The 12,365-nt window shown below is 60.0% G+C and carries 9 protein-coding genes; 5 read left to right on the forward strand and 4 right to left on the reverse strand.

All coding sequences use genetic code 11. The features are described 5' to 3' along the window. Positions 1-376: 376 nt before the first annotated feature. The 5 genes from rpmH to jag all read left to right on the forward strand — a co-directional run bounded on the left by rpmH (position 377) and on the right by jag (position 4,252). On the forward strand, positions 377-511 hold the full coding sequence (gene rpmH, locus P5540_19200) for a 50S ribosomal protein L34 (GenBank protein HRT66941.1): 135 nt from the start codon (positions 377-379) through the stop codon (positions 509-511). Between the two features lie 58 nt (positions 512-569). Continuing rightward, positions 570-926, forward strand: a complete 357-nt coding sequence (gene rnpA / locus P5540_19205; GenBank protein ID HRT66942.1) for a ribonuclease P protein component — start codon at positions 570-572, stop codon at positions 924-926. A gap of 13 nt (positions 927-939) precedes the next feature. Beyond that, on the forward strand, positions 940-1,146 hold the full coding sequence (gene yidD, locus P5540_19210; GenBank protein ID HRT66943.1) for a membrane protein insertion efficiency factor YidD: 207 nt from the start codon (positions 940-942) through the stop codon (positions 1,144-1,146). A gap of 38 nt (positions 1,147-1,184) precedes the next feature. Continuing rightward, positions 1,185-3,068, forward strand: a complete 1,884-nt coding sequence (yidC, locus tag P5540_19215; GenBank protein HRT66944.1) for a membrane protein insertase YidC — start codon at positions 1,185-1,187, stop codon at positions 3,066-3,068. Positions 3,069-3,142: 74 nt separating this feature from the next. Then, the gene (gene jag / locus P5540_19220) at positions 3,143-4,252 is read left to right on the forward strand and encodes an RNA-binding cell elongation regulator Jag/EloR (GenBank protein ID HRT66945.1); all 1,110 of its coding nucleotides are present in this window, start codon (positions 3,143-3,145) and stop codon (positions 4,250-4,252) included. A gap of 286 nt (positions 4,253-4,538) precedes the next feature. Here the strand turns inward: jag and P5540_19225 are convergent, their stop codons facing one another. The 4 genes from P5540_19225 to P5540_19240 form a co-directional block, all read right to left on the reverse strand. Beyond that, entirely contained in the window at positions 4,539-6,137 is a 1,599-nt protein-coding gene (locus P5540_19225) for a right-handed parallel beta-helix repeat-containing protein (GenBank protein ID HRT66946.1), read from the reverse strand. After that, a complete protein-coding gene (locus tag P5540_19230) occupies positions 6,134-8,146 on the reverse strand; it encodes a family 43 glycosylhydrolase (protein ID HRT66947.1) in 2,013 nt (670 codons plus the stop codon). The genes P5540_19225 and P5540_19230 overlap by 4 nt, the downstream gene beginning before the upstream one ends. 85 nt (positions 8,147-8,231) lie before the next feature. Continuing rightward, on the reverse strand, positions 8,232-9,671 hold the full coding sequence (locus tag P5540_19235) for a radical SAM protein (protein HRT66948.1): 1,440 nt from the start codon (positions 9,669-9,671) through the stop codon (positions 8,232-8,234). A gap of 142 nt (positions 9,672-9,813) precedes the next feature. Next, positions 9,814-11,685 (reverse strand): hypothetical protein, encoded by a 1,872-nt coding sequence (locus tag P5540_19240; protein ID HRT66949.1) that lies wholly within the window; start codon positions 11,683-11,685, stop codon positions 9,814-9,816. Between the last annotated feature and the right edge of the window lie 680 nt (positions 11,686-12,365).

Below are 12,365 nucleotides of genomic sequence, written 5' to 3' on the forward strand. Positions count from 1 at the left end.
TCAATCGTATTTTGGGCCGCTCTGACATGCGGATTTGAGTTCGGAATCGCTTGGCCCGGATATCCGAGCCCTGTTTTCCATCTGCGTATATCTGCGTCATCTGTGGATCATGTGATTTTCCGCAGATGACGCAGATAGTCGCAGATATCGAACCGATGAACGGAATAAAAAGGTAAAACGTGGCTCCTTGCGGTTTTGTGGTTTTTTACAATTCTTTTGGACAGCAATGTTGAAACCCCATTCCGGGAAATGCTACACTTTTCCTGTTTGCAGAGTCTCTTGTGATTCCACGACGAGAAAACGAATGCAGTCCGGCTTCCTGCGCGGCGAAACCGGCGCACACGGGCACACGGGCTGTTAGTTCAAGGAGAGAGTTGTGAAAAGGACTTTTCAACCGTCCAACCTCAAGCGCAAACGCGACCACGGTTTCTTGTCGCGCATGGCGACGGTCGGCGGGCGCAATGTAATCCGGCGCCGGCGGCAAAAGGGCCGCAAGCGCTTGTCGGCATAAGCACGCCTGCCTGGCGCAAGCCAGTGGGCAGGCCAACATAGGACAAGATGAGCCTGTTGTGCCGGGCGACTACACGTTTCCACGAAGCGAACGCATTCTCCAAAGCGCCGAATTCGAGCGCGCATTCCAACAAGGGGAGAAACTGGTATGTGGCGCGTTCGTTTGCTACGTGGTCCGGCAGACAGGTCAGGGACGGAAGCTGGGATGTGTCGTTTCGCGGCGGGTCGGCGGCGCGGTGGTGCGCAACCGCCTGAAACGCTACATCCGGGAAGCATATCGCCTGCATCGTCCGAACCTCGCCGATGACATCCACTTGGTGGTGGTGGCACGGCAGGCCGCGGCCCGCATGCGATACGGCGAATGCGCCGAGGCGCTTTGCCGGCTTCTGCGAAAAGGAGACGTGCTGCGTGGGTAAACTCCTCGTCGCCATGATTCGCCTGTACCAGCAGTGCGTGTCTCCGTATCTCGGCAACAACTGCCGCTTCACCCCGACCTGTTCGCAGTACGCCATAGACGCGATACGCATGCGCGGCGTCATCGTTGGCATGGGTTTGGCCCTGTGGCGCCTTTTACGGTGCCAGCCGTTCTGCAGCGGAGGTTTCGATCCGGTACCGGAGCGGCGCCGTCTCGGGTAGCACGACAGGTTCATCCGGTTTCCCGGGAGTTTCGGAGATTGGATGAGAATCGCGATAAAGAGATGATGCGCAATCAACTGATTGCGGTCGTCCTGATGACGCTTTTGTTCGTGGCGTGGTTCAAGTGGTTTGTGCCGCCGCCCCAAGAACGCAAACCCACGGCGACCCCACAATCCGCGCAAACCCAGCGGCAAGAACCTGCCGAAAGCCCCGCAAAAGAAAAAAAAACCGCTGAACCGGCCAAGGATCTGTGGCCGGGCCTCCCCGAAATTCCCGAAATTGCCGATCCCGCCGCGGAAGAAATCCATCTGGCCGACGAATACTTGGAACTGACGTTCACGCGCATCGGCGCGCGCCTCAAGAAAGCGAAAATCATCCTTGGCAAGGGCGGGCGCGACTCGGTGCAGTTGGTGCCGGAGGATCCCGACACGCCGGATACCGAGGCGGTCTATCCGTTCGGCCTGCGTTTTTCCGATCCGGGCCTTGGCGAGGAATTGGATCGGCGGCGCTTCGAGGCCGAGCCGGACCCGTCGGGCAAAGCCGTTGCTTTCATCCTGACGATCCCCGGCAAGGCGGTCATCCGCAAGCGCTTTTCGTTCGAGGGCGCGAAACATTTGCTGCGCGCGCAGATCGAGTATCAAAACCTCGAACCGGCTCCACAGGTAATCGGCATGGACCAGACGCCCGCCTATTTCCTGAATTGGGGCCCCAACGTCAGTTCCGGCGACGAGGAAATGGGGGTGAAACAGGCGTTTGTATGGCGGCTGGACGGACGCGTGTCGGAACTTCCCACGGCAAACATGACGCCGGACGGTTCGGGCCCCTTCCGTAAAGTGGTGCATGATTCCGAATGGATTGCCATTAAAAGCGCCTATTTCATCGTGGCGTTCAAGCCGGAATTCGAGGGGGCAATCGCTGAGGCGACCGGCGACCCGAAACGATTCCGCGTTGGCTACTCCGTTCCGCGTTTCGAAACCCCGCCGAACGGCGTCCAATCCCATGCCGTGCTTGCGTACCTTGGACCGAGCGAACAGCGGATGTTGGCGCAGGGCTGGGACACGCTTCCCGGCGTGTTGCGGTTCTTCAGTCCGACTTGGGATTTCATGGACAAGTTCGCCAAACTGCTCCTGAAAATCATGAACTGGTCCTATGCGGTCATTCCCAATTACGGGGTGGCGATTATCGTGCTGACCATTCTCGTCCGCTTGGCCATGTACCCCCTGACGCTCAAGAGCATGAAAAGCATGAAAAAGATGCAGATGCTCGGTCCGGAAATGGAGGAACTCAAGTCGAAATACGGCGACGATCCGCAGGAACTCAACAAAAAGATGATGGAACTCTACCGGGAGCGCGGCGTGAATCCGGTGGGGGGCTGCCTGCCGATGTTCCTGCAGATGCCGGTGTTCATCGCGCTGTACCGGATGCTGTGGTGCGCCTATGAACTGCGGGGGGCGCCTTTTTTTGGATGGATTACGGATCTCTCGCAGCCGGATCGCATGTTCCATATCGCGGCGCTGCACAATGTGCCGCTGATAGGCATCTTCGAGCATTTCAACCTGCTGCCGTTCCTGATGGGCGCCTCGATGCTGCTCAACCAGAAAATGATGCCGGTCGGCGGCGCAATGCAGAATCCGCAGCAGAAGATCATCATGAACATCATGCCGGTGTTCTTCACGTTCATCTGTTACAACATGGCCTCCGGGCTGAATTTGTACATTTTCACCAGCACCGTGCTGGGCATGGTCCAGCAGAAATTTACCCATGTGGGCGAAGTCGAATTGAAAACCAGGAAGGCCGCGCCGAAGAAACAGCATTTCTATACCGCCGCCCAAGCGAAGAAGCGCCAATTGGCGAAGGAAATGAAGCAGGAGAAAAAGCGCAAACCGGCGAGGGGCGAAAACGCCGACGGCAAAAATCGCTGACAATCGAATGTGCGCGGCCGCAACACCGGGCCGGCCCGTGATGCCGAAAGCCCGGATCGGAAGAAAGGAACAGAATGAGATCCGTCGAATCTAGCGCCAAAACAAGGCAGGAAGCCATCAAGAAAGCGCTCGATGCGCTCGGGGTGGAACTTCATGAAGTCGAGATTGAGATTCTTGACGAAGGCAGCAAGGGGATTTTCGGCTTCGGCGCGCGCGAGGTCCGCGTGCGCCTGACTACGGAAGTGCCGGGACCGGAACCGCGCCGACCTGAACGACGCGAACACCGTGACGAGCGCAAATCCCACGAGGATCGTCCCGTACGCGACGAAAAACCGGCCGCGCAGGAAGGGCCTCGCGCTCCACGTTCCGGACGGGATATGCATCCGCGTTCGGGAAAAGACAAAAAAGATGACGATCGCGGCAAAAAAACGCAGCCCTCAGCCGGCAAGCCGCCGCGTTCCACCCGGCAGCAACCCCCGCAACGTCGCGAAAAAGCGCCGCGTAAACCGCCGCGCCCGAATCCCGACACCACCCCCGACAAGGCGCCCGAGGAATCCCTTCCCGCACGCGAGCCGTTGCCGCCGATTTCGGACGAGCGCCGCGAGGAAATCGCGGGGTTGTTGCGCGATATTCTCGCCAAGATGGGATTTCCGGCCACCGTTGCCGGCACGGCCACCGAAGACGGCGGCGCGCGCCTTAACATCCAGTCGGAAGACTCCGCCCTCCTGATTGGCCGCCGGGGCAACAATCTCGAGGCGCTTCAATATCTAATCAATCGAATGATCGCCTCGAGCGAAGCGGATCAATCCGAACGCATCGTCGTGGATATTGAAGATTACCTCGAACGCCGAAAACAGAACCTTGCCGACATGGCGCGCCAATTGGCCGCCAAGGCGAAAGAGACTTCCCGCGAAGTCCGCATGAAGCCCATGAGCGCGCAGGATCGCCGTATCGTGCACATGGCCTTGCAGGATGATCCTAACGTCCGCACCTTCAGCGTGGGCGCCTCGGATGCGCGCGGCGTCGTCATTCAACCCAAAAACCAGTCCCGCGACGAAAACCGATCGCGGCGGCCGCGTGGCGGCGGCGGGCGGCGCGGCGGTTCACGGCGACCACGCCGGGGACCGCGTCCCGAAGGCCAGGCCCCGATCGCCGAGGCCGCACCGCCGGATTCCAATCAATAGACCGTTCCCTTGCTGTCAAAAATAAGACTGATCGGGGAAACTTCTTTTCACGAAAAAGAAGTTTCCCCGCCCTAATTCAAAGAAAAGCGGTTTTTTCATACCCTCGCCATCGTAATCGCACCCACCCCCACCCGCGCGATTTCCGCATTCGCTAAATCATGGAACTTCAATTGGTTGCACAAATTGCCCCTGATTTTTTCATTGTATTTTACAGAAGTCAAATCTAAAGGAACTGATTCCCAAAGAAACCAGCGGTTATTGTAGCGTTCCCAAGGCAACACGGGCATCACTGACTCCCAGGGACCATGCTTAGTACATTCACGGTTTTTTCGGCGCGCGCGGCGTTTCCTTGGCGATCCCACACAACAACGGCCATCACGTGTTTGCCCGGCACGGTAAAGGCATGGCTGGGCGCGCGGTCGGCAACGGGGACACCCTCGTCAAAATCCCAAAGAATGTGCGTGATTTCCATCCGGGTTCGCACCCCAAACAACACGGTTTCCCCAAGCCGAACCCTGGAGGGACCGCGGATGGAAACCCTGTAAGATTCCCGCGGAATGGATACGCCGGACGGCAAGCCATTGTCCGCGTTGCCGCGCACGGCGCAATTCCTCCACCCGATGGTTGCATGGGGATTCGCGGGAAGGACGGCCGGACCGCGATTGTCAAGAATGGAGCATTTTCTGAATAAAAGCGCGTCCATGTTCCCGCCCACGAATTGAATGCCGCATCGCCCATTGTCGCGGAAAACACACCGGTCGAACATCACATGGCGTGTGTGACCGTTGACGCGAAAACCGTGTCCCTCATCGCCGGAATACCACACGGGGCCCAGCGCCAACGGCATGCGCTCGAAGATGCAGCGGTACAAGTAGTGACATGCGATTCCGCCTTGCTCGCCCTGAAACTGCGCACCCCATTGGTTGCAGTTCCGAACGGTGTTGTCCGCCCAATACACATATTCTTTCGCCTGTCCGCCCGACACCGAAAGGCCGATTTTCTGTCCGGCGTCAACGAGATTGCCCGTAATGACAAGATGCGATCCGATGGCTTCAATACCGCAGAAGGCATACCGCCCCGAGGTATCCGAAATCGTGTTGCGCCGGACCGCGCAATAATCGCTGCCGCCAATGCTCAGCCAATGATCGATGCGGTTGTCCTCGATGACGGTTCGATCGCCCCCGCCCCATGCCTCGATGCCCAATCCTTCGCCGCCGGAACCGGCGACGGTGTTGCCCTGGATGACGATGTCCGTCGAGCCGTTGTCTGTAAAGATGCCGCCGCGTCCGGTGTGTTCGATGACATTGCGCAGTATGCGGTTGCGGGACGAACCCCACGACAGGCGGATGGCGCAACCGAAATCCGCGCCGACGCCAATGTGTTCAAACCGGCCATCGGCGATCTCGCTGTCCGTGACGCCTCCGGCGCGCGTGGGATTTTGTCCGGCAAAAAGGATGCCGTGCGGGCCGAATCCTTCGCCCTTGGCCAGATTCCGGATCGTGACATGGCGGATCCGCAACCCGTCGGCATTGCCGGCCGAAATGCCCTGCCGCACATTCGGATTATTGTTTCCATCCAGCGTCAGATCGCGGACTTCGACATCCGTGCAATCGCTCAAGTCCAACAGGGAGGCATTTACCCGCCCTTCGAATCGGAGAAGGGTCTTTTCCTGGCCTGCGCCCATAAGCGACACGCGCGACCTCAGCCGAATCGTTCCGTATACAGCGTACGTTTCCGGCGCGAGACGCACGACGTCGCCGGGCGACGCCTGTTCGATGGCGCTGGCGATGGCATCGGAATCCGGACGCTCCGGCAGGATTTCATCGGCGAAAATGCCCCGGGACAGGATTGTAACTGCCCAAATCGTGAAAATAATCGGCCTCATGGAATCCTGATGGCGAGACGCCGAATCCGCACGGGACCGCCGTTTGCCTGAATGCCGAGTTTGCCGGAACGGAAATCGTACGCGCGGCAACTAAAAGCGTACGCATCATTGATGAAACACTCGATAATCGCACCCTGCACGAAGGCTTGTACGCGGATGGACTTCGCCGCGTCGTAGTGGACTTTCCGTGGATAGTCAAACGTCGCGCCGGCAATGGTTGCCTCGCTTGTGCCGGGCCGCAGGACGAGCGCGTATCCGCCGCCGGATGCCTGCTCGCGCATGACCAGTCGAAACTCCGCCTGCGCAACGGGTTCGGCTTCGCATTCGAGGTAGTAGTTGTCCGGGACTTCCAGCGACCCCGGCGGGACATCCGCGAGTTCCTTGACGGTTTTTGCGAAAACAGCCACGGCCTCGGGAACGGGCCGGAAGAACAACCGGCCATCGGATCCGGCGTATACCTCGCGCGGGACGGATTGATCGCCGCCCCACTCGAAGCCGCCGCCGTCGCGTTCGCCGCCGAGATCGCGAATCCAGCCTGTAAGGATGTGCCGCCGGCCGTCGAACATGCGTTTCGCGGCATACAGGATCGGCGTGTCAATGTTGGCCGGTTCCGGGCGGCAATAGGGTCCGAGTATATCTTTGGCATGGCGCATATCCGTCGTGCCGGCGCAGGGACTGTTGAGAAGATAATACCGGTCGCCTATCATGAACAGGTCCGGACATTCCGGTGTTCCCTCGCCGAGCGGCGGATCGAGCACAAGCGGCGATACCTGTTCCCAGTGAACGAGATCCTCCGACGTGAGCCGCCCCTGCACCGGCTTGCCCGTTTTCCCGTCGCGTGCGCAGACGATCATCCAGAACATCTTGTCCTGTTCGTTCCAGAACACGTACGGATCGCGAAAATCCGTGTTCTGGTATTGATCGCCGTTTGCAAAGAAACCATGTTCGGGACGTTTCGTCCATGCTATCAGATCCGGACTGGTTGCATGCATGATCTTCTCGCGGCCTTCCTTGTTCTCCGGATTCCAACCGGTGTAGAAAATATGGAAGGTCCCATCGTGCTCCATGACCGATCCGGTGAACATGTGCAGGCCGTCGGGTCCGTCCGGGGCGCCGTCGGGCGTGAGCGCGGTGGGTAGTTCTTTCCAATGGACAAGGTCTGTCGAAACAATATGTTCCCAAGGCACTTTCGCGAGCGCGCGCAGATAAAAGATGTGATATTCGCCCTTCCAGAAAAACGGGATCGTGTCCGCGAGACGACCCGTCGCCGGGCGGTAATGTATGGGTGAATCGTAGGGTTCCACATAATTTGCATCGGGCATGATCGTGTCCTTTCGCATAACCAGCGCCAATTCCCCGTAATCCAACGCGCGCGGCCAGAGCGCCGCTTCCTCCATCTCGCCCGTGAAGGGCCTGACGACGGTCCCATTGTCCGTCTCGGCGCCTATCAGCACGGGCTCCGTGTTCTGCGTCAACGCGCCGCCTTTCCATGCGCGTTTCGCCATGACCCGGCCGTCGCAAATCAATTCGATGGACTTGCCGTCGTACCGCCCGGCGAAATCATGCCACGCGGCCGCGTCAATTTGGTTCACGGGAAACGAAACCATGACAAATCCGGCATCGGTATGAATCTCGAAGCCGATGTCCGGCCCCGGCGACCCGCCGAGATCCACGCTGAACAGGTTGAATGTAACCATGCTGTGCGTGCCACGCTTGCTGAAAAGGGCGTACTGCCATTGTCCGCGTGGATCACGCGCGCGCAGATACACGGTAATCGCATGGCCCGAAACCGTGAGTTCCCTTCCCGCATCGAAATAGGCCTTCTTTAGAATCGCCGCCGGACCGAACTCGATATCGCCCACCGGTTGCAAGGGCCATTTCGCCTTCGACGGTTCCGCGCCCAAACGCCAGCGCGACAACGCATCGTCCAATACCGCCTCGCGCGTCTGCGCGTGCGCGCAAACCACTGTCAACAGTACTGCAATCGTCCATGGCAGGCTCTTATTCATGGCACGAAACCTCCTCGCACGGCGTCACTGTAACAGATTGCCTGTCCATTCGCACGGTTTTGCGCATGAACGGCGCCGGGAGGAATCAACCGGCTTTGCCCCGCCGCGCCAACACGACCCAGTGCATGAAGGCGTGGAGATAGTTGCGGAGAATGACAGGGTTTCGGGCGCGCCAAAGGGCGCGGCGGATGTAGCGCGGGCGAAGGTAGAAGCGCCGGTAGGCCTCGCGCAGAATTTCCGTGATCTGTTCGGGTCCGCTGTAGGCGTTGGGCACGTAGGAAGGGATATGCCAATCGAAGGCGTCGGATTCGATGTGGACGACGCGGCCTTCCTGGAGGGCGCGCTGCTCGATGGGGGTGCCGCGCTGGATGTGGAACGGAGAAAACACCATGAAATCCACGTCGAGTTCGCAGGCGAATCGAATGGTCTTCTCGGCCATTTCGGGGGTTTCGGTCGGCAGGGCGAACATGAACGCGCCGCGAATTTCGAGTCCGGCCTGATTGGCCCACGCGACGGCGTTGCGCGATTGTTCGAGGGTGATTCCCTTGTCGATCAGTTCCAGGAGTTCCGGGTTGCCGCTCTCGAATCCAAGGAAAATATTGTAGCAGCCGGACGCGGCGATGCGTTGAAGCATGGAGGGGGAGACCGTATTGACGCGGCCCTGCACGGTCCATGTCAGATCGAGTTTTTCGCGGTCGAGCAGATCGCAGAACCGGTCAATCCATTTTTCGTTCACGCAGAAGTTGTCGTCCCAAAAGATCACCTCGCGGAAACCGAGTTCACGGCGCAGATGGCACAGTTCCTCGATGACGTTTTCCGGGGAACGGCGGCGGTAGGGCGCGCCGTATTTGCCGCCCTGATAGCAAAACCGGCACTGGGCCCACGGGCAACCGCGCGAGGTCATGACGGTCGTGGCGGGTTTGCGTCGCGACTGGTTGGGCAGGGGTGTGTATGGATTGTCCTTGAAAAGGCCGCGCGCCGGATGCGGCAGCGTGTCGAGTTCCCGGACGTATTCGGCGGGAGGCGTCGCCGCAATGCGCCCACTGTCCGTACGGAACACGATTCCGGCGACATCCGACACCGGCGTGCCGCCGGCTAGGGCGTCGAGCAGCGCCGCGAACGAATGCTCGGCCTCGCCGGGCACGACGTAGTCCACGGCGGGGCATTCTTCGAGGATGGCCTCGTGAAAGGCCGTGGCGTGGGGACCGCCCATGACGATCGGCAAGCCGGGCGCGCGGACGCGCAGCGCCGACGCCAAAGCATAGGAGCAATCCATGTAAACCGTGAAAATCGAAATGCCTACAACGTCCGGCGCCGCGGCCATGATTTCGGCCACCGTTTCGGGAATGCTCAATTGGCGCGCCTGCGCGTCAATCAAACGCGTCTCGTGGCCGTGTTCGCCCAATACCGCCGCGAGATAGCCGAGCCCCAAGGGAGGCAGCGGGCGCAACTTGCCGGGGCGGATCCGCGCGCCGCGGCCCGTCGGCGATGCACTGAAGGGAGGCACCACAAGCAGCACGTTCACGGCGACACTCCTTGGCAAAGGCCGGACGCGGAAGGAAGAAAGGGGCCGGGAAACGAAACCAATCCCCGTCTACAAGCTTCAAACCCCGGACCCCTGAACCGCAATGCCGGAGATCCGGGGTTCGATGCCTGTCGAATCGTTGTCAATGGCCGCGCCGCCTCGCGGCCCATGCGGCAAGACACACCAGCAACGCCGCCGCGGGCCATGCGGAAACCGGCAGGGTATAGGCCGAGGGATCGTACCATTCGCCTCCAGAAAACGATCCGTCAATGTCGCCGCCCAAGCCGTTGCCGTCGCGATCCTTGATGGTGCCATTGTCCAGCACCCCGACGCTAACCGTGCCGCGTCCGCTGCCGCAGTCAATCGTCACGACATACGTGTCGTGGTATCCGGACGGTCCGGGTTCGACATCAAGGATCGATGCGCCGGCGCGGCCTCCGCGCGTGACCGCCACGAAATCGGCGGCATCCACGCCGGTGACTTCCTCGCTGAATGTCACCCGGAACGACGCCAGCACGGCGCCGGCCTTTGCGGCGACCCGATCAGGATCGGGCGGCGCGGGCGGCATGGGAACGGACGACAGCGCCTTGGGCAGATCCAGCCATTCGCCGTAAAATTCCTCGGTACAGTATTTCATCAATGCCTTATATCCCAACCCGTTCAAATGGATGTCGCCGCCGCCGATATCAGCCAGGATGGCATCGCGGGGGCTGATGTCGTGCGTATGCGGTTCGCCGACACTGGGATCGGGACGATCATCCGGGTAGTAATCCACCGGGGGATCAATGTCGCCGCCGGGAATGGGCTGCGTAATGCCGTGCTTGACGAGATTGCTCAACGGGCGCGCAACCGTGCCCGCGGCGCCGGGAGTGCCGTTGGGCCCGTACAGCAGGATGGCGCCCGGCGCGGGGCCGCTGTCCGTGCAGGGATTCATGACATCGCCTACGCCCACGGCGCAATACTTGTACCGCGAATACAGCCCGAACACGTATTGCATGAGACCGCCCGGCGCAATATAGAAGCACCGGTTGCGGTATTGGGGCATTGCGGACAGACGCTGCGTCAGTTCGAACTTCGCCATGCCGAGCCGCATGCCCGCGTACCGGGTTTCGAGTTCCGTGGCGCCGCCCCAGTCCACCCGCAGGTAATCGTAATCGCATAGCGCCACGCGAATGTCGGGGCGAACGTCGAGCGCCTGGCGAATCACCTTCTCAATGGCGTCGCAAAGGGCCTGGAAAAACAGTTTTTCATAGGCCGAATCGGTTCCCCAAGACTTTTCCCATCCATGGTGGGCTTCGTCCACCACCACGCTGCCGCCGGTCAGCGAGCTTGACACGGAAATGTTGTTGTCCGGGCCGTTATAGACATACGCCACCAGCGCGGGATCGAACACGCACATGTACGGTCCCCCATCGGGACCGGTCACTTCGATCCGGCCCGCGCCCACGGTGGACAACGCTTCCATGGCCGACTGAATCTGGGCCGCCGTCGCATTGTAGGGAAGGGGGGCCGTTTGCTGGCCGTTGAAGCGCAGCACGAAGGTTCCGCCCGTCGGCGCGCCCAAAAACCGGATTTGCTGCGGCATGACGTCGTTGAAATAACCCCGGCCTACGTCGTTTCCGCCCAGGCTCAGGTGAACGATGTCAATGTTGGGATTGCTCTCCAGTTCCATGCGGAGGATGTCGAGCCTTCCCACGACGCGCCCCTTGTAACTTTGAGGAACATTGTCGCGCCATTCCCGCGCCATGGACATCGGCACCGCCGTGTCGCCGCCCCATACCTGCCAGTCCGCGTAACCGGCTTCGTCGAGGCCGTCCTGTGCCGCGCAACCCTGCCAAAAGTAAATACCGTGCATGCCGCCCGTCCACATGAAAAACGGCCAACTGTCACCCGCCAGCAGAATGCGCTTGGCTTTGCGCTCCGCCGCGTCCGCGTCCATCGCCATCAGAATCGTCATGGCCGCCGCCAGCCCCAGAAACCACCACTTCTTCGCGCCATACGCCTGAACTGCCATTACTGCAACCTCCTTTGTACTTCGGTACTGCCTACTGCGATACATCCACTACAGGGAAAGTATTTCACTTTCCGTGTGAATTTTGCCGGATTCACAACGTCCCGCTCGTCCGTCGCCTGCGCGAAAACCGCTTTAGACGGCCGATTTCAAGTGTATCCCGATCCTGGACGGACTGGACCGTCTGTCCCTGGAGTTGATACATTTTCAAATCGGTCGAATGAGACGGTGTTCGACACGAAGTCCCGGAGGGACGCCTTGAGAATAGCCCAAGACGCCAGTCCTGGGATCTCGCGGCGGTGGCGGGAAAGTCCCGGAGGGACGTTTGAAGCCGCTCGTTCCGTTTCCTATGCATTGCTCGCCGCATTCGATCCCGTGCCGTTTTACCCTTGGTTGAAAACACCCAATGGTCAAATCGGCTTGCATGGGCATGCGCCATCATACTTTCTTTTACGAACTCCATTTCAATCGTCCCTACGGGACTATCGTTTGTTTTTTCCCCGTGTCCCAGGAGTTCCTCCTGGGCTACAGTCAAACCGTCCCTACGGGACTAACCTGCCCTTCGAACGACCCCATGGGAGGGTAGTATCAACGGGCGCCTTTTCAACTATTTGAAAACCCGGGACTCACCTGCCCTTCGCACGACCCCATGGGAGGGTAGTATCAACGGGCGCCTTTTCAAC

Source organism: Candidatus Hydrogenedentota bacterium (assembly GCA_035450225.1).
Classification (GTDB): Bacteria; Hydrogenedentota; Hydrogenedentia; order Hydrogenedentales; family SLHB01; genus DSVR01.

Excerpts from the sequence above, each read along its gene's own strand:
- P5540_19240 (HRT66949.1), bottom strand. The coding sequence starts at position 11,685 with ATGGCAGTTCAGGCGTATGGCGCGAAGAAGTGGTGGTTTCTGGGGCTG.
- jag (HRT66945.1), top strand. The coding sequence starts at position 3,143 with ATGAGATCCGTCGAATCTAGCGCCAAAACAAGGCAGGAAGCCATCAAG.
- P5540_19230 (HRT66947.1), bottom strand. The coding sequence starts at position 8,146 with ATGAATAAGAGCCTGCCATGGACGATTGCAGTACTGTTGACAGTGGTT.
- yidD (HRT66943.1), top strand. The coding sequence starts at position 940 with ATGATTCGCCTGTACCAGCAGTGCGTGTCTCCGTATCTCGGCAACAAC.
- P5540_19225 (HRT66946.1), bottom strand. The coding sequence starts at position 6,137 with ATGAGGCCGATTATTTTCACGATTTGGGCAGTTACAATCCTGTCCCGG.